This is a genomic window from Mycobacterium sp. MOTT36Y, from assembly GCF_000262165.1.
Classification (GTDB): Bacteria; Actinomycetota; Actinomycetes; order Mycobacteriales; family Mycobacteriaceae; genus Mycobacterium; species Mycobacterium intracellulare.
Window position 1 is genome coordinate 149,814 of sequence record NC_017904.1, and the last position, 23,147, is coordinate 172,960.

Genomic DNA, 23,147 nt, shown 5'->3' on the forward strand with positions numbered 1-23,147 from the left:
GGAGCCCGACATCCGCGTCTTCCCGCGTGTACAGCTGCCGATGCGGGTGCTGTCGCTGCGCACGATCCTCATCGTCGCCGCCATCTCGGTGATGACGCTGGTCGTCCTGCTGGGCACCTGGGTGTGGGTGGGCGTCACGAACGACCAGTACAGCCAGCTCGATCGCCGGCTCGATTCGGTCAGCAGCCTGGGCGACATCAGCAGCCTGCTCAACACCGCGCCGCCCGCCACCCCCGACCGGCACATGCCGGACGGCAACCTGGTGCGCACCGCGCGCATCGGCGGGGTGACCGTGTCGGCGCCCAGCAGCATCGTGTTGCCCCAACTCCCGGACGGCTACGCCAACACGACCATCAACGGGGTGCAGTACCGCGTTCGCACCTTCACCGCGGGTCCCGCCTCGATAGCGTTGGCCGCGCCGCTGGCCGAGGCCCAGCATCGGATCAACGAACTGCACCTGCGAGTGTTGCTGATCTGCGCCAGCGTCATCGGCGGCACGGTCGTGGTGGGCTGGGTGATCTCGTTGATCATGGTCAATCCCTTCCTGCTGCTGGCCCAGCAGGCCCGCGCGATCAACGCCCAGTCCAGCCCGGACGAGGTCCAGGTGCGCGGCGTGCGCGAGGCGGTGGAGATCGCCGAGGCGGTGGAGGGGATGCTGGCCCGCATCGGCAAGGAACAGCAGCGCACCAAGGCGGCGCTCGAGTCGGCGCGCGACTTCGCGGCGGTCGCCTCCCACGAGCTGCGCACGCCGTTGACGGCCATGCGCACCAATCTCGAGGTGCTGTCCACCCTGGACCTGCCGCCCGAGCAGCGGCACGAGGTCATCGGCGACGTCATCCGCACCCAGAGCCGCATCGAAGGGACGCTGACGGCGCTGGAGCGGCTGGCGCAGGGCGAACTGACCACCGTCGACGATTTCGTCCCCTTCGACATCACCGAGCTGCTGGACCGCGCCGCGCACGACGCGCTGCGCAGCTACCCCGCCGTCGAGGTCTCCCTGGTGCCCTCGCCGACGGTGCTGATGGTCGGGCTGCCCACCGGCCTGCGGCTGGTGATCGACAACGCGATCGCCAACGCCGTCAAGCACGGCAACGCCGGCAAGATCCAGCTGACCGTCAGCAGTTCCGGCGAGGGCGTGGAGATCGCGATCGACGACGACGGCACCGGCGTCCCGGAATCCGAACGTGCCACGGTGTTCGAGCGCTTCGCCCGCGGATCGACGGCCTCACGTTCGGGATCGGGGCTGGGCCTGGCGCTGGTCGCCCAGCAGGCCGAATTGCACGGCGGCACAGCGGCATTGCAGACCAGCCCACTCGGTGGCACCCGACTTCTGTTGCGGCTCGCCGGCGACGGGCGTGGCCCGGCCTAGCCGCCTGCCTGGACCGACGGAGCCGTTCTTAACGCGCCGCGAAATGTTTACTCCGATAACCTCGACAGCCGGCGCGCACTCACCCGCCCGCCATTTCCCGCAAATATCCCCGACACCATTACGCCGCCGTTCGGAACCTGCCATTCGGCATCAAACTCGACGCCCCGGCGAGAAAAGACGGGGATTTTGTGACTGCCGAGTCTCGAGTGGCGATTGAGGTTTATTAACGACTCTTTGTGGGAAATCACCAGTTTCGCGCTTGGGACCAGCCTGAATTACCGAAATCAGGGGCCACGCATCCGGCCGATTGGCAGTGAATACAAGATCAACCAATCCGCACTACACTAAGGCCCCAAGAAGGCCCCGAGCACGTGGCTTTGGCGTTGAGGGTTCGGAGGGAATCATGGTTGTTTCGGTGCAGTCGGAGGCGGTGCTGGCGTCTGCAGCCGCCGAGTCGGCGATCAGCGCGGAGACCGAGGCCGCGGCCTCGGCGGCGTCGCCGGTCCTGCTGGGAGTGCTGCCGATGGGCGGCGACCCCGACTCGGCGATGTTCGCGGCGGCGCTGAACGCGTGCGGCGCGAGCTACCTGGGCGTGGTTTCCGAGCACGCCGCCCAACGCGGCTTGTTCTCCGGCACGCAGACCCTCGCCTCGGGGACCTATGTGGTCACCGAGCTCATGCGCAGCCTGACGCTGGCTATTGGCGCTTAGTCGCTAGCAACGTTTAAAGGGGGAGGTGCGCATGGCCGATCCTGGGTGGGCTGCGCGTACACCTGAGGAAAACGACCTGCTGCTCAAGGCCGGCGCGGGCGTCGTCACTCATCTGGCCAACCAGGCAGCCTGGACCGCGCTGGCGGCCACCCATCACGGCTCCAGCATCGCCTCGACGATCAACACCGTCGCGACGTCGGCCAGCTGGACCGGCGCCGGTTCGTTGGCCTCGGCGGCCAACGCCACCGCGCTCAACGCGTCGCTGCACGGGCTCGCCGGCTGGGTCGACGTGAAGCCGGCGGTGGTTTCGACGGCGGTCTCGGCGTATCAGATGGCGTACGGCTCGATGCGGCCCGCGCCCGAATGCATCGAAAACCGCACCGAGACCGCCACCGACTACGGCATCAACCCGCTGGTGCTCGGCGCCCTCACCCCACGGATCACGTCGCTGGAGCTCGAGTACTTCGGGTCGATGTGGCCGAACAACTCCGCGGTCGGGGCCAGCTACGGATCGATCCTCACGGCCTTGTCCTCGAGCCTGACCATTCCGCCGCCGATCGCGACCATGGGCGCCTCGCCGGCGGCGCCGGCGCAGGCCGCGGCGGCGGTGGGGGAGTCCGCGGCGCAAATGGGCGCGGGCGACGGCATGCGCGCCGCCATGCAGGGCGCCCAGACCGGTACGCAGGGCGCGGGGCAGGCGACCTCGGGCGCCCAGGACTTCATGGGTCAGGCCGGCACGTTCATGCAGCCCGTGCAGCAGATGATGGGGGCGGCCCCGCAGATGATGCAGGCTCCCATGCAGGCGATGCAGGCCCCGATGCAGATGATGCAGCCGCTGATGGGCATGTTCGCCAATCCCGGCGCCATGGGCATGGGCGGGGCGACGCCCGCGGTTTCCGCGGTCTCGGCCACCGGGCTTTCGGCGGCGGAGGCCGGCGGGGGCGCGTCCCTGGGCAGTGCGGGCGTCCCCGCGAGCACTTTCACCCGTCCGGTCAGCGCATTCGAGCCCGCCACCAGTGGCCGGCCGGTGGGGTTGCGCCCGGCCGGTGCGTTGGGCGCCGAGGCCATGCGACCGCAGACCACGACGACGGGCGGCGCCCCGATGGGCGGCATGCCCGTGGGGCATGCGGCGGGAGGCGACCGCGGATCCCGTGACAAAGCCGAACAGCCGGCGACCGTGCGGGTTGTCGACGCCAGAGTCTGAAGCACACCCCCTGGTGAAAGGTGAATCGACAGGTCCGAATAGCCGCCATACACTTCGCTTCATGCCCTTACGGGGGGCGGCCAACCGCAGAAGGAGAATTCCGTGACAATCAAGGTGACCCCGCAAATGCTTCGCGATACTTCAAACGCGATTCAGGCAAACATGGAACATGCGATCGGGATCGGTCAGGGATACGTCGCAAATCAGGAAAATGTGATGAACCCGGCCACCTGGTCCGGTGACGCGGTCGCCGCGTCGCACGCGACGGCCATCGAGGTTCAAAACGACTTGAACAAAGTGTTGACCGGCGGCACCCGCCTGGCCGAGGGCCTCACGAAGGCGGCGGCACTGATGGAAGGCCACGAGGCGGATTCCTCGCACGCCTTTACCGCCCTATTCGGCGGCCACGGCTCCTGACCCGCCCACCCATTCGTCAATTCATAAAGGTCTTTTGAAAGGAAATTCACCATGTCCGACCCGATCACTTACAACCCGGGTGCCGTAGCCGACTTCGCCACCGACGTCGCCTCCCGCGCCGGCCAGTTGCAGTCCATTTTCGACGACACCTCCAACCGGACGCACGCGCTGCAGGAATTCTTCGCCGGCCACGGCGCGTCGGGCTTCTTCGAGGCGCAGGCGCAGATGCTGTCGGGGTTGCAGGGCCTCATCGACACCATCCGCCAGCACGGCCAGACGACCTCGCACGTGCTCGACAGCGCGCTCAGCACCGACCAGCACATCGCCGGCCTGTTCTGAGCCCGCTCGACCACCGGGACCAGCGAAGGTGGGGCAGAGCGCCGAGCGTATGTGCCCCACCTTCGGTCTCTGCTACGCCGATTCGAGGGAGTCGCTGATTAGGGGCGGGGCGACATGCTGACGACGACGGTCGATGGCCTATGGGTGTTGCAGGCGATCACCGGTGTCGAGCAAACATGCCCTGAGCTGGGGTTGCGGCCGATGCTGCCGCGGCTGGACACCCCCGAACGCGCGCTGGGCCACCCCGCGGCCGCCGACCTGATAGCCGCCGGCGCACTCGATGAGGCCGGCAACGTCGACCCGATGATCCGCGAATGGCTCACCGTCCTGCTGCGGCGCGACCTGGGTCTGGTCGTGATGATGGGCGTGCCGGGTCGCGAGCCCACGCGCGCGTCGATCAACCGCTTCGCGACCTGGTGGGTGGTCTTGGAGCGGCACGGTGAGATGGTGCGTCTGTACCCGGCCGGCACGGCCAGCAACGAATCCTCGGCCAGCGAGCTCGTGGTGGGTCAGATCGAGCGGCTGTGCGGCGTGGCCGAGGCGGCGCCGCTGCGGCCGATCACCCTGGACACCGAGCAATTGCTGAACTCGGTGCGCGACACCGCCAGCCTGCGCGCATTCCTGCTCGAACAGCGCCTCGACGCCGACCAGCTGCAGGTGGTTCTCACCGCCGCCGATCCCGCGCGCTCGGCGCACGCGAACATCGTCGCGCTGCAGGCGGGCGTCGGGCCCGACGAACTGGCGCGCGTGGCCGTCGGCGATGCGACGGTGTCGATCGTCGACACCCCCGGGGGCCGCGTGTGCATCGAAAGCGTCATCTCGGGGCAGCGCCGGTACCAGATTCTTTCGCCCGGCTCGCGCAGCGACATCGGCGGAGCGGTGCAACGGCTCATCCGCCGGCTGCCCGCCGGCGACGAGTGGCACTCGTATCGGCGGGTGGTGTGACGGTGTTATCGGATGCCGAAGTAACTTAGTTAACCAAAGTCTTGTAATAACAACGCCTGTCGCGCTTGATGGGTGGTTTCTCAACGGGTAAACGCGGTATCGCGAACCGTGTTAGCATCTCGTCGTGACGAGCCCTTGGAATGACCCGAATATGTCGGACGAAGGAGCGCTCAGACGGGGGGATCCGTCAGGGGGCAGCAACTTCCCGGATTCGGTATCCGACACGATGCGAATTACCGATCTGGCCGCACCACGAAAGATTCCACCGGGGTCAGGATGGCGTAAATTCATTTACGCCATCTCATTTCGACAAATAAATCTCGGTGAATCGCCCCGAGAACGGCACTACCGTGACTTACAAAACCGCATCCGCCGGCATATTCGACGGCAGTATGTGATCACCGTGGTCTCCGGCAAGGGTGGCGTCGGGGTCACGACGCTCACGGCCTGCCTCGGTGGCGTGTTCCGGGAATGCCGCCCGCAGAACGTGATTGCGATCGACGCCGTCCCCGGATTCGGCACCCTGGCCGACCGCATCGACGACTCCCCGCCGGGCGACTACACCGCGATCATCAACGACACCGATGTCCAGGGCTACGCTGATATCCGAGAACATCTGGGGCAGAACGCAATCGGGCTCGACGTGCTGGCCGGCAACCGGACCTCGGACCAACCCAGGCCGCTGGTGCCGGCGATGTTCTCCGGGGTGCTGTCGCGGCTGCGGCGCACCCACACGGTGATGATCGTCGACACCTCCCCCGATCTCGAACACGAAGTGATGAAGCCGGTATTGGAGAACACCGACACCCTCGTGTTCGTTTCGGGGATCACCGCGGACCGCTCGCGTCCGGTGCTGCGGGCGGTGGATTACCTGCGGTCGCAGGGCTACCACGAGTTGGTCTCGCGCAGCACCGTGATCGTGAACCACACCGACCAGATCACCGACAAGGACGCGCTGGCGTACCTGACCGAGCGGTTCACCAAGGTCGGCGCGACCGTCGAGGCGCTGCCGTTTGATCCGCATCTTGCCAAAGGCGGCATCATCGATACGGTTCACGAGTTGAAGAAAAAGACGCGGTTGCGCCTCTTTGAAATCACCGCGGGGCTGGCCGACAAATACATTCCAGACGCTGAGCGGGCGGTACCGTGACCTCGCCGCATAAGGTCGCTTTTCCGGCGCGTTGTGCGGTCAACATTTCTTACGAGAAGCATCTGTGTTCCCAAGTCTTCCCCGCCGGAATTCCGATGGAGGGATTCTTCGAGGGAATGGTCGAGCTGTTCGACGCGGACCTGAAGCGCAAAGGTTTTGACGGCATTTCGTTGCCGGCCGGCAGCTACGAACTCCACAAGATCAATGGGGTCCGGCTCGATATCAATAAGAGCCTCGACGAGCTCGGCGTCCAGGACGGCGACACCCTGGTGCTGGTGCCCAGGGTCGACGGGGAGTCGTTCGAACCGCAGTACGAGTCCCTGTCGACGGGCCTGGCCGCGATGGGCAAGTGGCTGGGCCGCGACGGCGGGGATCGGATGTTCGCGCCGGTGACGCCGCTGACGGCCGCGCACACGGCGGTCGCGGTCATCGCGATGGCGGTCTCGGTGGTGGTGGCCCTGACGCTGCGGGCACGGACCTTCACCGACGGCCCGATCCCGGCGGCGGTGGCCGGCGGGGTCGGCGTCCTGTTGGTCATCGCGACCCTGGTGGTGCGAACCGGATGGCGGGAGCGGCGCGATCTGTTCAGCGGGTTCGCCTGGCTCGCGGTGGTCTCGCTGGCCACCGCCGGCGCCTGCGCGCCGCCGGGTGTGCTGGGCGCGGCGCACGGGCTGATCGGCGCCGTGGTGGTGATCCTGGGTGCCGTCGCCATCGGGGTGACGGCACGCAACCGGTGGCAGACCGCGGTGGTCACCGCCGTCGTGACGGTGTGCGGCGTCCTGGCCGTCGTTGCCGCCGTCCGGATGTTCCGCCCCGCCTCGGCGCAGGTGCTGGCGGTGTGCGTGTTGGTCGGATTGCTGGTCCTCGTCCGGATGACCCCGCTGATCGCGTTGTGGGTGGCCCGGGTCAGGCCGCCGCACTTCGGGTCGATCACCGGACGGGACCTGTTCGCGCGGCGCGAGGGGATGCCGGTCGACACCGTGTCCCCGGTCAGCGAGGACGAATCCGAGGACGAGGACAACGAACTCACCGACATCACCGCGCGCGGCGCCGCGATCGCCGCCTCGGCGCGCTTGGTCAACGCGGTCCAGGTGGGACTGTGCGTCGGGGTCTCGATCGTGCTGCCCGCCGCGGTCTGGGGGGTGTTGACGCCGGGCCGCCCGTGGGCGTGGTTGGCGCTGGTGGTCGCCGGCCTGGTGGTGGGGATCTTCATCACCCAGGGCCGCGGATTCGCCGCCAAATACCAGGCCGTCGCGCTGGTGTGCGGGGCGTCGGCCGCGGTGTGCGCGGGGGTGGTCAAATACGCCGTCGCCGGGGCCCACGACGCCATGGCGGGATTGCTGTGGCCGGTGGTGGCGGTGGCGACATTCGCCGGATTGGGTTTGGCCGCAGCGCTTTTGGTTCCGGCCATGCGGTTCAGACCGTTCATCCGGTTGACCGTGGAATGGGTGGAAGTGCTCGCATTCATCGTTCTGCTGCCGGCGGCGGCGGCCCTGGGAGGGCTCTTCACGTGGATTCGCCACTGAGAACCGTTGCGGCGCTGACCGCCGCCCTGACCCTGGTCGCGTTATCCGCCAATATCCCTGCCGCCCAAGCGATCACACCGCCCTCGGTGGATCCGGGGATGGTGCCTCCCGACGGACCGCCGCGGCCCGAACAGCCGATGCGCCGGGCCAACAGCTGTTCGTCGCCGATCGTCGTGCGAAACCCCGACGTGGCGCAGCTGGCTCCGGGGTTCAACCTGCTCAACATCGCCAAGGCGTGGCAATACAGCACCGGCAACGGGGTGCCCGTCGCGGTGATCGATACCGGGGTGACGCCGAACCCGCGGCTGCCGGTGGTACCCGGTGGCGACTACATCATGGGCGAGGACGGCCTGATGGACTGCGACGCCCATGGCACCATTGTCAGCTCGATCATCGGCGCTGCGCCGCAAGGGATTTTGCCGATGCCGCGACCCATGCCGGCCACTTCCGCGTTCCCGCCGCCGGCCGGGCCGCCACCGGTCGCCGGGGCGCCTCCGCCACCGGTTGAGGTGCCGCCCCCGATGGCGCCGCCGCCCCCGCCGCCGCCGGTGACGATCACCCAGGTTCTTCCGCCGCCGCCACCGCCGCCCCCGCCGCCGGAGGGCGGCGGCGCCACCGCCGCATCGAACGGGCCACCCGATCCGCAGACCGAGGAAGAACCCGCGGTGCCGCCGCTTCCCCCGGGGGCACCCGACGGGGTGGTGGGTGTGGCCCCGCACGCGACGATCATCTCGATCCGGCAGTCCTCGCGGGCCTTCGAACCGGTCAACCCGCCGCCGGGGGATCCCAACTCCGACGAGAAGGTCAAGGCCGGCACGCTGAATTCGGTTGCGCGCGCGGTGGTTCATGCCGCCAACATGGGTGCGAAGGTGATCAACATCTCGGTCACTGCGTGCCTGCCCGCGGCGGCCCCGGCCGATCAACGGGCCCTGGGCGCGGCGCTGTGGTACGCGGCCACAGCGAAGGACGCGGTGATCGTGGCGGCGGCCGGCAACGACGGGGAAGCCGGTTGCAACAACAACCCGATGTACGACCCGCTGGACCCGTCGGATCCGCGGGACTGGCATCAGGTCAAGGTCGTCTCGGCGCCGTCGTGGTTCTCCGATTACGTCCTGTCGGTGGGCGCCGTCGATGCCAGCGGCGCCGCCCTGGACAAGAGCATGTCGGGGCCGTGGGTCGGCGTCGCCGCCCCGGGGACGCACATCATGGGTCTCTCGCCCCAGGGCGGCGGGCCGGTCAACGCCTACCCGCCGTCGAGGCCGGGCGAGAAGAACATGCCGTTCTGGGGAACCAGCTTCTCGGCGGCCTACGTCAGCGGCGTCGCGGCGCTGGTGCGCGCGAAGTACCCCGACCTGTCCGCGCACCAGGTGATCAACCGGATCGTGCAGTCGGCCCACAATCCGCCCGCCGGGGTCGACAACAAGGTCGGCTACGGGCTGGTGGACCCGGTCGCCGCGTTGACCTTCAACATCCCGCCCGGTGACCGGATGCCGCCGGGCGCGCAGAGCCGGGTCATCACCCCGGCGGCGCCGCCCCCACCGCCGGACCACCGGGCGCGCAACATCGCCATCGGATTTCTGGGGGTGGTGGCCGCCGGCGTGCTCGTGTTCGCGATCGCCGCGCGGTTGCGGAGGGCGCGATGAGGCCCAACCTCACCGGGTTCAGCCGCGGCAGCAATCGCCGGGTCGTCGGGGTGTGGGTGGTGTTCGTGCTCGCGCTCGCGAGTTGGCTGCTGGCCGGCTACATCGGCGCCGCGGTCGCCGTGGTGGTGGGCATCGCGCTGGTGTTCGTGCGCTGGTGGGGCCAGCCGGCGTGGTCGTGGGCCGTGCTGTGGCGGCGCGGTCGGCGCCCGATCGACTGGTCGGCCCCAATCACCGTGGCCAACAACCGATCCGGTGGCGGCGTGCGCGTGCAGGACGGCGTCGCCGTGGTCGCGGTGCAGCTGCTGGGCAGAGCGCATCGGGCCACCATGGTGACCGGGTCGGTGACCGTCGAGACCGAAAACGTGCTCGACGTCGTCGAACTGGTGCCGATGCTGCGCCAGGCCCTCGGCCTGCAGCTCGACTCGATCAGCGTCGTCAGCATCGGTTCCCGGCACGGCACCGTCGGCGACTATCCGCGGGTGTACGACTCCGAGATCGGCACCCCGCCGTACGCGGGCCGGCGCGAAACGTGGCTGATCATGCGGCTGGCGGTGCTCGACAACGCGCACGCGTTGGTGTGGCGCACGACCGTTGGCGCGGCGGCGATTTCGGTTGCGCAGCGCATCGCGGGCCTGCTGCGCTGTGAAGGCCTGCGGGCCAAGGTGGCCAACGCCACCGATTTGATCGAACTCGATCGCCGGCTCGGCTGGGACGCGGTGTCGGGACCGGCGCAGCGATGGAAAGCCATCCGCGGGGAAGCGGGCTGGCTGACCACCTATGCGTATCCGCCCGAGGCGATCACGTCGCGCCACCTGTCGCAGGCGTGGACGCTGCGCGCCGACGAGGTCATCCAGAACATCACGGTGTATCCCGACGGGCAGTGCACCGCGACCATCACGGTGCGCACGCCGACACCCGCGCCCACCCCGCCCAGCGTGATCCTGCGCCGGCTCAACGGCGAGCAGGCCGCGGCGGCGTCGGCCAACATGTGCGGACCCCGGCCGCACCTGCGCGGAATCCGGCGCAGCCCGCTGCCCGCCGAGCTGGTCACCGAGATCGGGCCCTCGGGCGTGCTGATCGGGAAACTCAGCAACGGCGACCGGCTGCTGGTGCCGGTCACCGACGCCGGTGAACTGTCGCGCGTATTCGTCGCCGCCGATGACCCGATCGCCAAGCGGATCGTGATCCGCACCGCGGCCGCCGGGGAACGAGTCTGCGTGCACACCCGTGACATGGCGCGCTGGGTCAGCGTGCGGATGCCGGAGATCAGCGTCGTCAACGGCTCGCGCCCGGCACCGCGCACCACCGTCAGTGTGGTGGAATACGCCGCGCGGCGGGGCAGGGACGGCAACGGTGCTTCCGACGGCGGGGGCACCGACATTCGGGACGCCGCGATCTCGCCCACCCCCCGGCCGGCGACGGTGATCACCATCGCGCCCGCGGGCGTCAGGCTCTCCGAGGGGCAGCGCCACGGGTTCGAGGTGATCATCGAGCAAGTAGGGCCCTCGGTGGTGAATGTCAGTGCCGCGGGGAAGAATTGGCTTGCCGAGATGGACATGTTCCGCGCCGAGCACCGCTACGTCAGCCTGGATCCGGTCACCATGTCGGTCGGCACGTAGAAGTTCGGCAACGCGAGTTTGAGGCATAGTTTGATGAGCGCACGCGGCGGCAGCTCGCTCCGGCCAAGGGCGGCTACCCGCAACCCCGATGACCACGGTCGCGGCGCTCGCGATGGGGGATGTGATGGGTGATTTACAAACGGCCCGAAGGCATTTCGACCGGGCCATGGGGATCATGGGCCGCCAGGGCCGGGCGGCGGCCCTGCCGGAGTTCGTCGCCGCGACCGACGCCGACGCGTCGATGGCCGATGCGTGGCTGGGGCGCATCGCCTGCGGCGACAGCGACCTGGACTCGTTGCGGCGTCTCTATGCCACCAGCGAATGGCTGCACCGGGAGACCACGCGGATCGGGCAGACGCTGGCCGCGGAGATTCAGCTGGGCCCCTACATCGGCATCACCGTCACCGACGCATCGCAGGTCGGGCTGGCGCTCTCGTCCGCGTTGACGATCGCCGGGGAGTACGCCGAGGCCGACCGGCTGCTGGCCAACCGCGACCTGCTGGACTCCTGGACCAACTACCAGTGGCACCAGCTGGCCCGCACCTTCCTGATGTACCGGACACAACGCTGGCCCGACGTCCTGCTCGCGGCCGCCGAGGAGTTGCCCCCGCAGGCGATCGTGATGTCGGCGGTGACGGCGTCGATCTGCGCGCTGGCCGCGCACGCCGCCGCCCACCTCGGGCAGGGCCGGGTCGCCCTCGACTGGCTGGACCGCGTCGACGTGATCGGGCACACCCAGTCGTCGTCCCGTTTCGACGCCGACGTGCTGACCGCGTCCATCGGCCCGGCCGACATTCCGCTGCTCGTGGCGGATCTGGCGTACGTGCGCGGGATGGTGCACCGCCAGCTGCGTGAGGAGGACAAGGCCCAGATCTGGCTGTCCAAGGCCACCATCAACGGGGTCCTGACCGCGGCGGCCAAAGAAGCGCTGGCCGACCCGAACCTGCACCTGGTGGTCACGGACGAAGAGACCATCGACAGCCGCACCGACCGTTGGGACGCCTCGACGGCCAAGAGCCGCGACGAACTCGACGACGACGCCACCGCCGACCGGCGGGCCGAGCTGCTGGCCGAGGGGCGCAAGCTGCTGGCCAAGCAGGTGGGGCTGGCCGCCGTCAAGCAGGCCGTCGCGGCGCTGGAAGACCAGCTCGAGGTGCGGATGATGCGCCTCGAGCACGGCCTGCCGGTGGAAGGGCAGACCAACCACATGCTGCTGGTCGGCCCGCCGGGTACCGGTAAGACGACCACCGCCGAGGCGCTGGGCAAGATCTACGCGGGCATGGGGATCGTGCGCCACCCCGAGATCCGGGAGGTGCGCCGTTCGGATTTCTGCGGTCACTTCATCGGGGAGTCGGGACCCAAGACCAACGAACTGATCGAAAAGTCGCTCGGCCGAATCATTTTCATGGACGAGTTCTACTCCCTGATCGAGCGCCACCAGGACGGCACGCCCGACATGATCGGCATGGAGGCCGTCAACCAGCTCCTCGTCGCGCTGGAAACGCACCGCTTCGATTTCTGTTTCATCGGCGCGGGCTACGAAGACCAGGTGGACCAATTCCTCACCGTGAACCCGGGTTTGGCCGGCCGGTTCAACCGCAAGCTGCGCTTCGAGTCCTACTCACCGGCGGAGATCGTCGAGATCGCGCACCGTTATGCGACGCCGCGCGCCAGCCTGCTCGACGACGCCGCGCGCGAGAAGTTCCTGGACGCGGCCACGACCATCCGCAACTACACCACTCCCGGTGGGCGCCACGGCATCGACGCCATGCAGAACGGCCGGTTCGCCCGCAATGTCGTCGAACGTGCCGAGGGCTTCCGCGACACCCGGGTGGTCGCGCAAAAGCGGGCGGGCCAACCGGTGACGGTCGAGGACCTGCAGATCATCTCCGCCGACGATATCGAGGCGGCGGTGCGCAGCGTGTGTTCGGACAACCGCGACATGGCCGCCATCGTCTGGTGACCCGGCGCGTCACGCCGGTTCGAAGCGGAAGACGGCGAGTCGGCCCGCCAGGGCTTCGAATTCGTCCGCGGTCCCGTCGCGCACCATCCCGGAACGTTTCGCGAACGCCACGCCGACCGGCACTTTGGCGGGGAACTCCCGCAGCACCGGCCGGGCCTCGCCGGCGGACAGTTCGACGATCCGGACCCGGCGTGAGCGACGGCCGCGGCGCAACGTGCCGGTGCCCGCCGCCCGGGCGTTTGCCGCCCAGTCGGCCCCGGGATAGCCGGCCACCACATAGAGGCCGCCCTGGAAGTCGAACGGCGTCATCGGCGTGCTGCGCGGTTGACCCGTCTTGCGCCCGGGCACGGTGAGCACCATGGCCGGCCCGGTCGGGATGCCCAGACGTTGCACCGCCATCATGAACTTGTTCATGGGCTTGAGGTAGCGCGGGGGACGCGGTTCGGTCATGTCAGGCTCCGTGGTTCTCGTTGGTGAAGACGTCGCGGTGCTCGGCGACCCAGTGGCCGAACGGAAGTGCCGGGCGGCCGAGGATCTTCTCGACGTCGTGGGTGACCAGCGCGGGCTTGTCGAGCGATTCGGCGAGCATGGCGATGTAGGCGTCGGCGAATCCGGCGCTGAATCCCAAGCCCAGGAAGCGTTGCCGCACAGCGTCTGTGGGAACCTCCAGGTATTGGAGCGGCCGGCCCAGCACGGCGCCGATGACCTGCACCAGCTCCGAGTTGGTGAAAGCCTGTGGGCCCGTCAACGGAATGCGCTGTCCGGCAAGCTCGTCGGTGAGCAACGCGCGCGCCCCTACCGCCGCGATGTCCGTCTCGACGATCGGCGCCGTCGACGCCGCGGCGTACGGCCCCGCGACCACGTCGCCGGCGCGGAGCTGCGCGGACCACATGCCGGCGAAGTTCGACGCGAACACGCTGGGCCGCAGGCTCACCCAGGCCAGCCCGGAGTCGACGGCGAGCCGTTCGACCTCCTTGTTGCGGTCGCCGCGAAATCGGGACGGCTGGCGGGACAAGTCGTCGTCGGCGTTGATCGCCGACAGGGCGACCAGTTTCCCGACGCCGGCGCGCCCGCATTCGGCCACCACTTCTTCGAGCTGCCCGCGCAGCGCGCGGGAGTTCAAAAAGACCGCCGACGCGCCCGGCAGCGCCTCGGTGGCCGAAGCGAACACCTCGACCTCGGGGGGAAATCCGGCCGGCCCCGGCTGTCGGGTGATCGCGCGCACGCGCGCGCCTGCGGCAAGCAGGTCCGCGACGAGCGGGCGCCCGACGTTACCGGTCGCACCGGTGACGACGATTGTCATGGGACGGTTCCTTTCGTGGATTTGTGCACTGCTGCAAGGACGGGGCAAAAGGTGGGAAAGTTACACGACAGAACCTGTAACTTTTCGGGGCGGCGGATCGTCGAAGAGTCATGAACCAGTCGCAGTCAACGGGCGACCAGGTCGCCGAGGCCTGGCGCCATCACCGCCCGTATCTGGTCAACCTGGCCTACCAGATGCTGGGCGACATCGGCGACGCGGAAGACGTTGCGCAGGAGGCATTCCTGCGGCTCTCACGCGCCGAGGTCGGCGACATCGAGGATGTCCGGGGCTGGCTGACCGTAGTCGCGAGCCGGCTCTGCCTCGACCAGGTGCGCTCCGCGCGCGCCCGTTACGAACGCCCCGGCGACGTCGAGGAGCGGCCGGCACCACGCCGGTCCGACCCGGCCGACCGGATCACCCTCGACGACGAGGTCCGCAGCGCGCTGTTGGAGGTCCTGCGGAGGCTCAGCCCCGGTGAGCGGGTGAGCTTCGTGCTGCACGACGTGTTCGGCGTTCCCTTCGACTCGATCGCGGAAACCGTGGGCCGTCCCGTCGGCACCTGCCGCCAGCTGGCGCGTCGGGCGCGGGCCAAATTCGTTGCCGCGCAACCGAATATGAATGACGTGGCCGTGGCCGAGCATCAGCTCGTCACGGAGAAGTTCATCACCGCGTGCGCCAACGGCGATCTCGCCGCGCTGGCCGCCGTCCTGGATCCGACGGTCTGGGGTGTGGGCACGATTCTCGCCGACCCGGCGCCGCCACCACAGGTCAACCACGGGCCCGACGCGGTGGCGACCAACCTGCTGCGCTACCTGTGGCCGGACGTGACGCTGGTCGGCGGTCCGGTCGGGGCGCCGGTGTTGCTGGCCTTCAGCGATCGTCGATTGTTCGCCGTTATCGTGCTGACGATCCGCGGCGCGCGCGTGACCAAAATCGAGGCGATCGCCGACCCGTCGGCGCGGGCGGGCAACGCTGCCGAGAACGCCTAGGCCTATTGGTCTTTCGGCCCGCGCTCGCCCGGGCGGTGGGGGCGCGCCGCGAAATAGCCGGCGATGGTCGCGGTGATCTCGAGGAACTTGCGCCGCGTGGCCGGGGCCATTTCCCGGGCCACGTCGATGACCCCGCCCGGTCGCAGGTGCGGGTCGAACGGCACCTCGATGACCGGCCGCCCGTGATCGGTGAACTCGCGGGCCAGCAACGCCCGGGTGCGTTTGTCCGCGTGGCCGTCCGAATCGTTGAGCACCACGATGCTGTGCTGCAGCAGCGTCGTCAGGCCCTGATCCGCGAGCCATTCCATGGTCCGCGCGGCGGCGGACGCGCCGTCGGCCCAGGGCGAGGACACCACGATCAGCGCGTCCAGATCGCGCAGCACCTCCTGGGTCAGCGGCGCGTCCATCGTCGAACCGCAGTCGATGACCGAGATCGTGAAATGGCGATCCAGCCGCAGCGCGGCCTCCCGGTAGATCGCGGGATCGAGCACGCGGCGCGGTCCGGACGCCGGTTCGCCGCCGAGCACGTGCAGGCCCGCGGAATTGCGGCCCAGGCGCGCCACCACATCGTCGAAGGACCGCAGGTTCTTGTCGGCGGTGAGCTCCCAGAACGAGCGCGTCGATCCCGGATCGATGCGGCTGCTGAGGCGCCCGAAGGCGGTGTCGGCGTCGATCGCCACGACGTGGTCTTGCCGGCGGAGTTGGGCGAACAGCGAGCCGACACTGGCGGCCACCGAGGTCTTGCCCACGCCGCCCTTGCCCAGCACACCGACCTTGTAGTTGCCGTGCAGGCGGGTCTGGATGGTCGCCTCGAACTGAGCCTCCTGCCGCTGGGCCGGGGAAGGGCCCAGGGTGATCAGGCCGAAGGTGGCGATCCGCAGGACGCGTCGCCAACCGCGGTCGGGGAGGTCCTGCGAGGGCGGCGGCGCAGGGGCGGGTTGCTGCGGCGCCACGGCGGGTGGTGGCCGCAAGGACGGGGCGGCGGCGGGAGACGGGGGCGCCGGTGCCCAGCCCTGCGGCGGAGCGGACGGCCGGGGCGGGGCGGGGGCCGGGGCCGGGGCCGGTGGCCGCGGGGCGGCGTGGGGCCCGTGCGCAGGGGGGCCAGGCGGGCGGGCCGCCGCAGTTTTCTGCGCGGGCTGCAGACGGTCCCGCAGGAATTCGTCGCGCTCGTTCATGGGCTCCTCAGGTGCCGGGCGGTCGGTCGTCGCGCCGTGTTACGTGATAAGCGCCACGGTCCGGCGTGCGACGCCGGACGTGACCAATACCGGTCCAGTATCTCCTCACGCGGGCGGCGTGGGAACCCGCAAACCCGGCCCGGTTCGCTGCGGGATCGGCGCGCCGCCGCGATCGCGGCACTGAGCACGTCGATCCCCGGCGTAGGCGCCGTTACCACCGGGACCGCAAAGCGCCAGCAGCAAACTTATCGCGGCCCGTCGATCGAGGCCGCGAGCGCGCGGTGGAAGGCCGGCCGTGGTGGAAATCACCGGCCCGCACCCCGGCACCGCACGAGTGCCGATCAGCGGCAACCGCGAAATTTACGAGGGTGCCCGCCGACGGTTTAGACTTGACGAAGTTGGCATGTCAGGCGGGTATTGTCATATCGTTTTACGACTTGTCGAGACCGGTTCCAGGCCACCGTTCAGAGCTGCACGGACATCCCGAACAGGATCATCTCCGCCTGGGGCACAGCCTATCGAGACAAGACCGAAGGGATATTCGCCCGCAACGTCCGGGGTGCGATCTCATCGGGGCCGCTGGTAACGGCCGCGCAGAACGTTCAGGTGAAGGGTCAGGTGCATATGACGCCCAAGCGCGTCGGGTTATACAACCCCGCGTTCGAGCACGACGCGTGCGGGGTAGCCATGGTCGTCGATATGCACGGCCGCCGCAGCCGCGACATCGTCGATAAGGCAATCACCGCGCTGCTCAACCTCGAACACCGGGGTGCCCAGGGCGCCGAGCCGCGCAGCGGCGACGGTGCCGGCATCATGCTTCAGGTTCCCGATGCCTTCCTGCGCGAAGTCGTGGACTTCGAGTTGCCGCCGGCGGGCAGCTACGCCACCGGCATCGCCTTCCTGCCGCAATCGTCCAAGGACGCCGCGACCGCGTGCGCCGCGGTGGAGAAGATCGCCGAAGCCGAGGGCCTGACCGTGCTGGGCTGGCGCAACGTCCCCACCGACGACTCGTCGCTGGGCGCGCTGTCGCGCGACGCGATGCCCACCTTCCGGCAGGTGTTCATGGCGGGGGCGTCCGGTATGACGCTGGAGCGCCGGGCCTACGTGGTGCGCAAGCGCGCCGAGCACGAACTGGGCACCAAGGGCCCGGGCCAAGACGGCCCCGGCCGCGAAACCGTTTACTTCCCGAGCCTTTCGGGTCAGACCCTGGTCTACAAGGGCATGCTGACCACCCCGCAGCTCAAGGCGTTTTACCTTGACCTGCAAGACAATCGGTTGACCAGCGCCCTGGGAATCGTGCACTCGCGGTTCTCCACCAACACTTTTCCGTCGTGGCCGCTGGCGCATCCGTTCCGCCGCGTCGCCCACAACGGTGAGATCAACACCGTCACCGGCAACGAGAACTGGATGCGGGCCCGCGAGGCGTTGATCAAGACCGACGTGTTCGGCTCGGAAGCCGACGTCGAGAAGTTGTTCCCGATCTGCACGCCCGGCGCGTCCGACACCGCGCGCTTCGACGAGGCGCTCGAGCTGCTGCACCTCGGCGGGCGCAGCCTGGCCCACGCCGTGCTGATGATGATTCCCGAGGCGTGGGAGCGCAACGAGTCGATGGACCCCGCGCGCCGCGCGTTCTACCGCTACCACGCCTCGCTGATGGAGCCGTGGGACGGGCCGGCGTCGATCACCTTCACCGACGGCACGATCATCGGCGCGGTGCTCGACCGTAATGGCTTGCGCCCCTCGCGGATCTGGGTCACCGAAGACGGTTTGGTGGTGATGGCGTCCGAGGCCGGCGTGCTGGACCTGGACCCGGCCAAGGTGGTGCGTCGGATGCGGCTGCAGCCCGGCCGCATGTTCCTGGTGGACACCGCGCAGGGCCGCATCGTCTCCGACGAGGAGATCAAAGCGGAGCTGGCCGCCGAGCACCCCTACCAGGAGTGGCTGGACAAGAACCTGGTCCCCCTCGACGACCTGCCGCAGGGCCACTACAAGCGGATGCCGCATGACCGACTGGTCAAGCGCCAGCAGACATTTGGCTACACCTACGAGGAACTCAACCTGTTGGTGGCGCCGATGGTGCGCAGCGGCGCCGAGCCGATCGGGTCGATGGGCACCGACACCCCGGTCGCGGTGCTCTCCCAGCGGCCCCGGATGCTCTACGACTACTTCCAGCAGCTGTTCGCGCAGGTGACCAACCCGCCGCTGGACGCCATCCGTGAGGAGGTGGTGACCAGCCTGCAGGGCACCACCGGCGGCGAGCGTGACCTGCTCACCCCGACCGAGCTCTCGTGTCACCAGATCGCGCTGCCGCAGCCGATCCTGCGCAACCGGGAGCTGGCGAAGCTGATCAACCTCAACCCGGACGACGAGGTCAACGGACGCCCGCATGGCATGCGTTCCAAGGTGATTCGCTGCCTTTACCCGGTGGCCGAAGGTGGCGCCGGGCTGGCCGCCGCCCTCGAGGACGTGCGCGCGCAGGCATCGGCGGCGATCGCCGACGGCGCGCGGGTGATCATCCTGTCCGACCGCGAATCCGACGAACGGATGGCGCCCATTCCGTCGCTGCTCGCGGTGGCGGGGGTGCACCACCACCTGGTGCGAGACCGGACACGCACCCACGTGGGTCTGGTGGTGGAGACCGGTGACGCCCGCGAGGTGCACCACATGGCGGCGCTGGTCAGCTTCGGCGCCGCGGCGATCAACCCGTACCTGGCGTTCGAGTCGATCGAGGACATGCTCGACCGGGGCGTGATCGAGGGCATCGACCGCAAGACGGCGCTGAACAACTACATCAAGGCGGCCGGCAAGGGTGTGCTGAAAGTGATGTCCAAGATGGGCATTTCGACGCTCGCCTCCTACACCGGTGCGCAGTTGTTCCAGGCGGTCGGCATCTCCGAGGATGTGCTCAACGAATACTTCACCGGGTTGAGCTGTCCCATCGGCGGGATCACCCTGGACGACATCGCCGCCGACGTCGCCGCCCGCCACGCCCTGGCCTACCTGGACCGGCCGGGCGAACGCGCCCACCGCGAGCTCGAGGTGGGCGGGGAATACCAGTGGCGCCGCGAGGGCGAGTACCACCTGTTCAACCCCGAGACCGTCTTCAAGCTGCAGCACGCCACGCGCACCGGCCAGTACAAGGTGTTCAAGGACTACACCCGCCTGGTCGACGACCAGAGCGAGCGCATGGCGTCCCTGCGCGGCCTGCTCAAGTTCCGCGCCGGTGTGCGGGAACCGATCCCGCTCGAAGAGGTCGAGCCCGCAAGCGAAATCGTCAAACGCTTCTCCACCGGGGCGATGAGCTACGGCTCGATCTCGGCGGAGGCCCACGAGACGCTGGCCATCGCGATGAACCGGCTGGGCGGCCGGTCCAACAGCGGCGAGGGCGGCGAGGACGTCAAGCGCTTCGACCGCGACCCCGACGGGGCCTGGCGGCGCAGCGCGATCAAACAGGTCGCCTCGGGCCGGTTCGGTGTCACCTCGCACTACCTGACGAACTGCACCGACATCCAGATCAAGATGGCCCAGGGCGCGAAACCCGGTGAGGGAGGCCAGCTTCCGGGGCACAAGGTGTACCCGTGGGTGGCCGAAGTCCGCCACTCCACCCCCGGCGTCGGCCTGATCTCACCGCCGCCGCACCACGACATCTACTCCATCGAGGACCTGGCACAGCTGATCCACGACCTGAAGAACGCCAACCCGGCGGCGCGCGTGCACGTCAAGCTGGTCTCCGAGAACGGCGTCGGCACGGTGGCGGCGGGCGTGTCCAAGGCCCACGCCGACGTGGTCCTGATCTCCGGGCACGACGGCGGCACCGGCGCGACGCCGATGACCTCGATGAAGCACGCCGGGGCGCCGTGGGAGCTGGGGCTGGCCGAGACGCAGCAGACGTTGCTGCTCAACGGGTTACGCGACCGGATCGTGGTCCAGGTCGACGGCCAGCTCAAGACGGGTCGCGACGTGATGATCGCGGCGCTGCTCGGCGCCGAGGAATTTGGCTTCGCCACCGCGCCGCTGGTGGTGTCCGGCTGCATCATGATGCGGGTCTGCCACCTCGACACCTGCCCCGTCGGGGTGGCCACCCAGAACCCGGTGCTGCGCGAACGTTTCACCGGCAAGCCCGAGTTCGTCGAGAACTTCTTCATGTTCATCGCCGAAGAGGTCCGCGAATACATGGCGCAGTTGGGATTCCGCACCCTCAACGAGGCGATCGGGCAGGTCAAGGCGCTCGACACCACGTTGGCGCGCGCCCACTGGAAGGCGCACCGGCTCGACCTGGACCCGGTCCTGCACGAGCCGGAATCGGCGTTTATGAACCAGGACCTGTACTGCACCTCGCGTCAGGACCACGGCCTGGACAAGGCGCTCGACCAGCAGTTGATCGTGATGAGCCGCGAGGCACTGGATTCCGGTACGCCGGTGCGTTTCTCGACCACGATCAGCAACGTCAACCGCACGGTGGGCACCATGCTCGGCCACGAGGTCACCAAAGCCTATGGCGGTCAAGGGTTGCCGGACGGGACCATCGACATCACCTTCGACGGCTCGGCGGGCAACAGCTTCGGCGCGTTCGTGCCGCGCGGCATCACCCTGCGCGTCTACGGCGACGCCAACGACTACGTCGGCAAGGGTCTGTCCGGTGGCCGGATCGTGGTTCGGCCGTCGGACGACGCCCCGCAGGACTACGTGGCCGAGGACAACATCATCGGCGGCAACGTGATCCTGTTCGGCGCGACCAGCGGTGAGGCGTACCTGCGCGGTGTCGTCGGCGAGCGGTTCGCGGTCCGCAACTCCGGGGCGCACGCCGTCGTCGAGGGTGTCGGGGACCACGGGTGTGAATACATGACCGGCGGCAAGGTCGTCGTCCTCGGTCGCACCGGCCGCAACTTCGCGGCCGGCATGTCCGGCGGGGTGGCGTACATCTACGACCCGCACGGCGAATTGCCAGGAAATCTCAACACGGAGATGGTCGAGCTCGAGAGCTTGGATGAGGATGACGACGAGTGGTTGCACGGCATGATCCAGGCACACGTTGATGCCACCGATTCCGCTGTGGGTCAGCGCATTCTGGGTGACTGGCCGGAGGAGCGCCGGCATTTCGCCAAGGTGATGCCGCGCGACTTCAAGCGGGTGCTGCAGGCCATCGCCGATGCGGAACGCGACGGCGCCGATGTCGACAAGGCGATCATGGCGGCCGCCCATGGCTGATCCGAGCGGCTTCCTGAAATACACGCACCGGGAATTGCCGAAGCGCCGGCCGGTCCCGCTGCGGTTGCGCGACTGGCGCGAGGTCTACGAGGATTTCGACAACGAGACCCTGCGCGAGCAGGCGACCCGCTGCATGGACTGCGGTATTCCGTTCTGTCACAACGGTTGTCCGCTGGGCAACCTGATTCCGGAGTGGAATGACCTGGTCCGCAGGGACCAGTGGCAGGCCGCGATCGAACGGCTGCACGCCACCAACAACTTCCCGGACTTCACCGGCCGGCTGTGCCCGGCGCCGTGTGAGCCGGCCTGTGTGCTCGGCATCAACCAGGATCCGGTGACGATCAAGCAGATCGAGCTGGAGATCATCGACAAGGCCTTCGACGAGGGCTGGGTGCGGCCGCTTCCGCCGGAGAAGCTGACCGGGAAAAAGGTCGCCGTGGTCGGTTCCGGACCCGCGGGCCTGGCCGCCGCTCAGCAGCTGACCCGCGCCGGCCACAGCGTCACCGTCTTCGAGCGGGCCGACCGCATCGGCGGCTTGCTGCGCTACGGCATCCCGGAATTCAAGATGGAAAAGCGCGTGCTCGACCGCCGGTTGGACCAGATGCGCGCCGAGGGAACCGAGTTCCGGGCGGGCGTCAACGTCGGGGTCGACATCAGCGCCGAGCAGCTGCGCTCCGACTTCGACGCGGTGGTGCTGGCCGGCGGTGCGACCGCCTGGCGCGATCTGCCCGTTCCCGGCCGGGAATTGGACGGCATCCATCAGGCGATGGAATTCCTGCCCTGGGGCAACCGGCAAGCGTTGGGTGATCTGGGCGAAGGCGAGGTGGACGCCGACGGGCAACCGCCGCTCACCGCCAAAGGCAAGAAGGTCATCATCATCGGCGGCGGTGACACCGGCGCCGACTGCCTGGGCACCGTGCACCGGCAGGGCGCCACCGAGGTGCACCAGTTCGAGATCATGCCGCGCCCACCGGAGACGCGCGCCCCGTCCACCCCGTGGCCGACCTACCCGCTGATGTACCGGGTCTCCGCGGCGCACGAAGAGGGCGGCGAGCGGGTGTTCTCCGTCAACACCGAGCAGTTCGTCGGCCGGGACGGTCGCGTCACGGCGCTCAAGGCGCACGAGGTCACCATGGAGGGCGGCAAGTTCGTCAAGGTCGACGGCTCCGATTTCGAACTCGAGGCCGACCTGGTGTTGCTGGCGATGGGATTCGTCGGGCCCGAGAAGGAGGGCCTGCTCACCGAGCTCGGAGTCAAGCTCACCGAGCGCGGCAACGTCGCGCGCGGCGCCGACTTCGAGACGTCGGTTCCGGGCGTCTTCGTAGCCGGGGACATGGGTCGCGGCCAGTCATTGATCGTTTGGGCGATTGCTGAGGGCCGGGCGGCCGCCGCGGCGGCGGACCGGTTCATGATGGGTTCCACCGCGCTGCCGGCGCCGATCAAGCCCACCGCGGTACCGCTTCAGTAGTAACACCAGTCACACCAGAAACACGCGCTGGTTCGTTCGGCGCGTCTTCCGCAGTTTGCCAGACGGTGGGTGTCTAATAATCCCCTGTGAGCCCGCTCACAGGGGGGTCACACTGTTTCC

The 23,147-nt window shown here is 68.7% G+C and carries 17 protein-coding genes; 14 read left to right on the forward strand and 3 right to left on the reverse strand.

Going from position 1 to position 23,147, the window contains the following annotated elements; genetic code table 11:
- Positions 1-40 precede the first annotated feature (40 nt).
- The 11 genes from W7S_RS00765 to eccA2 all read left to right on the forward strand — a co-directional run bounded on the left by W7S_RS00765 (position 41) and on the right by eccA2 (position 12,884).
- Complete coding sequence (locus W7S_RS00765; protein ID WP_009956853.1) at positions 41-1,369, forward strand: HAMP domain-containing sensor histidine kinase; 1,329 nt, start codon at positions 41-43, stop codon at positions 1,367-1,369.
- Between the two features lie 403 nt (positions 1,370-1,772).
- The gene (locus tag W7S_RS00770; protein ID WP_008262885.1) at positions 1,773-2,078 is read left to right on the forward strand and encodes a PE domain-containing protein; all 306 of its coding nucleotides are present in this window, start codon (positions 1,773-1,775) and stop codon (positions 2,076-2,078) included.
- A 31-nt stretch (positions 2,079-2,109) separates the two neighbouring features.
- The gene (locus tag W7S_RS00775) at positions 2,110-3,282 is read left to right on the forward strand and encodes a PPE family protein (protein ID WP_014381602.1); all 1,173 of its coding nucleotides are present in this window, start codon (positions 2,110-2,112) and stop codon (positions 3,280-3,282) included.
- 102 nt (positions 3,283-3,384) lie between these two features.
- A complete protein-coding gene (locus W7S_RS00780; RefSeq protein ID WP_008262887.1) occupies positions 3,385-3,699 on the forward strand; it encodes a WXG100 family type VII secretion target in 315 nt (104 codons plus the stop codon).
- 51 nt (positions 3,700-3,750) lie between these two features.
- The gene (locus W7S_RS00785; RefSeq protein WP_008262888.1) at positions 3,751-4,038 is read left to right on the forward strand and encodes a WXG100 family type VII secretion target; all 288 of its coding nucleotides are present in this window, start codon (positions 3,751-3,753) and stop codon (positions 4,036-4,038) included.
- Positions 4,039-4,152: 114 nt separating this feature from the next.
- Positions 4,153-4,983 carry an ESX secretion-associated protein EspG gene (locus tag W7S_RS00790; protein WP_009955255.1) on the forward strand — a complete coding sequence of 277 codons (831 nt, stop codon included), beginning with the start codon at positions 4,153-4,155 and terminating at the stop codon, positions 4,981-4,983.
- A 124-nt stretch (positions 4,984-5,107) separates the two neighbouring features.
- Positions 5,108-6,133 (forward strand): MinD/ParA family protein, encoded by a 1,026-nt coding sequence (locus W7S_RS00795; RefSeq protein WP_008262890.1) that lies wholly within the window; start codon positions 5,108-5,110, stop codon positions 6,131-6,133.
- Positions 6,130-7,659: a type VII secretion integral membrane protein EccD gene (gene eccD / locus W7S_RS00800; protein WP_014710800.1), complete on the forward strand. Its 1,530-nt coding sequence runs from the start codon at positions 6,130-6,132 to the stop codon at positions 7,657-7,659. The genes W7S_RS00795 and eccD overlap by 4 nt, the downstream gene beginning before the upstream one ends.
- Entirely contained in the window at positions 7,644-9,302 is a 1,659-nt protein-coding gene (gene mycP2 / locus W7S_RS00805; RefSeq protein ID WP_014710801.1) for a type VII secretion system ESX-2 serine protease mycosin MycP2, read from the forward strand. The genes eccD and mycP2 overlap by 16 nt, the downstream gene beginning before the upstream one ends.
- Complete coding sequence (eccE, locus tag W7S_RS00810) at positions 9,299-10,921, forward strand: type VII secretion protein EccE (RefSeq protein ID WP_008262896.1); 1,623 nt, start codon at positions 9,299-9,301, stop codon at positions 10,919-10,921. Before mycP2 ends, eccE begins: the two co-directional genes overlap by 4 nt.
- 112 nt (positions 10,922-11,033) lie before the next feature.
- Positions 11,034-12,884, forward strand: coding sequence for a type VII secretion system ESX-2 AAA family ATPase EccA2 (gene eccA2, locus W7S_RS00815; protein ID WP_170320649.1), 1,851 nt, complete (start codon positions 11,034-11,036; stop codon positions 12,882-12,884).
- A 9-nt stretch (positions 12,885-12,893) separates the two neighbouring features.
- On the opposite strand, the gene W7S_RS00820 is transcribed toward eccA2, so the two are convergent.
- Positions 12,894-13,334 (reverse strand): nitroreductase family deazaflavin-dependent oxidoreductase, encoded by a 441-nt coding sequence (locus tag W7S_RS00820; protein ID WP_008262900.1) that lies wholly within the window; start codon positions 13,332-13,334, stop codon positions 12,894-12,896.
- Between the two features lies 1 nt (position 13,335).
- Positions 13,336-14,187, reverse strand: a complete 852-nt coding sequence (locus W7S_RS00825) for an NAD(P)H-binding protein (RefSeq protein ID WP_008262901.1) — start codon at positions 14,185-14,187, stop codon at positions 13,336-13,338.
- A gap of 110 nt (positions 14,188-14,297) precedes the next feature.
- Between W7S_RS00825 and sigI the strand changes: the two genes are divergently transcribed.
- Positions 14,298-15,176 (forward strand): RNA polymerase sigma factor SigI, encoded by an 879-nt coding sequence (gene sigI, locus W7S_RS00830; RefSeq protein WP_008262902.1) that lies wholly within the window; start codon positions 14,298-14,300, stop codon positions 15,174-15,176.
- A gap of 2 nt (positions 15,177-15,178) precedes the next feature.
- On the opposite strand, the gene W7S_RS00835 is transcribed toward sigI, so the two are convergent.
- Positions 15,179-16,351 (reverse strand): MinD/ParA family protein, encoded by a 1,173-nt coding sequence (locus W7S_RS00835; protein ID WP_231504820.1) that lies wholly within the window; start codon positions 16,349-16,351, stop codon positions 15,179-15,181.
- A gap of 624 nt (positions 16,352-16,975) precedes the next feature.
- Here W7S_RS00835 and gltB point away from each other — a divergent pair.
- Entirely contained in the window at positions 16,976-21,559 is a 4,584-nt protein-coding gene (gltB, locus tag W7S_RS00840) for a glutamate synthase large subunit (RefSeq protein WP_008262912.1), read from the forward strand.
- Positions 21,552-23,027: a glutamate synthase subunit beta gene (locus W7S_RS00845; protein ID WP_008262914.1), complete on the forward strand. Its 1,476-nt coding sequence runs from the start codon at positions 21,552-21,554 to the stop codon at positions 23,025-23,027. Before gltB ends, W7S_RS00845 begins: the two co-directional genes overlap by 8 nt.
- Positions 23,028-23,147: the final 120 nt, after the last annotated feature.

Coding starts and splice junctions, on each gene's coding strand:
- W7S_RS00765 (WP_009956853.1), top strand. CDS start 41: ATGCGGGTGCTGTCGCTGCGCACGATCCTCATCGTCGCCGCCATCTCG.
- W7S_RS00770 (WP_008262885.1), top strand. CDS start 1,773: ATGGTTGTTTCGGTGCAGTCGGAGGCGGTGCTGGCGTCTGCAGCCGCC.
- W7S_RS00775 (WP_014381602.1), top strand. CDS start 2,110: ATGGCCGATCCTGGGTGGGCTGCGCGTACACCTGAGGAAAACGACCTG.
- W7S_RS00785 (WP_008262888.1), top strand. CDS start 3,751: ATGTCCGACCCGATCACTTACAACCCGGGTGCCGTAGCCGACTTCGCC.
- W7S_RS00790 (WP_009955255.1), top strand. CDS start 4,153: ATGCTGACGACGACGGTCGATGGCCTATGGGTGTTGCAGGCGATCACC.
- eccE (WP_008262896.1), top strand. CDS start 9,299: ATGAGGCCCAACCTCACCGGGTTCAGCCGCGGCAGCAATCGCCGGGTC.
- eccA2 (WP_170320649.1), top strand. CDS start 11,034: ATGGGGGATGTGATGGGTGATTTACAAACGGCCCGAAGGCATTTCGAC.
- W7S_RS00820 (WP_008262900.1), bottom strand. CDS start 13,334: ATGACCGAACCGCGTCCCCCGCGCTACCTCAAGCCCATGAACAAGTTC.
- W7S_RS00825 (WP_008262901.1), bottom strand. CDS start 14,187: ATGACAATCGTCGTCACCGGTGCGACCGGTAACGTCGGGCGCCCGCTC.
- sigI (WP_008262902.1), top strand. CDS start 14,298: ATGAACCAGTCGCAGTCAACGGGCGACCAGGTCGCCGAGGCCTGGCGC.
- W7S_RS00835 (WP_231504820.1), bottom strand. CDS start 16,351: ATGAACGAGCGCGACGAATTCCTGCGGGACCGTCTGCAGCCCGCGCAG.
- gltB (WP_008262912.1), top strand. CDS start 16,976: ATGACGCCCAAGCGCGTCGGGTTATACAACCCCGCGTTCGAGCACGAC.
- W7S_RS00845 (WP_008262914.1), top strand. CDS start 21,552: ATGGCTGATCCGAGCGGCTTCCTGAAATACACGCACCGGGAATTGCCG.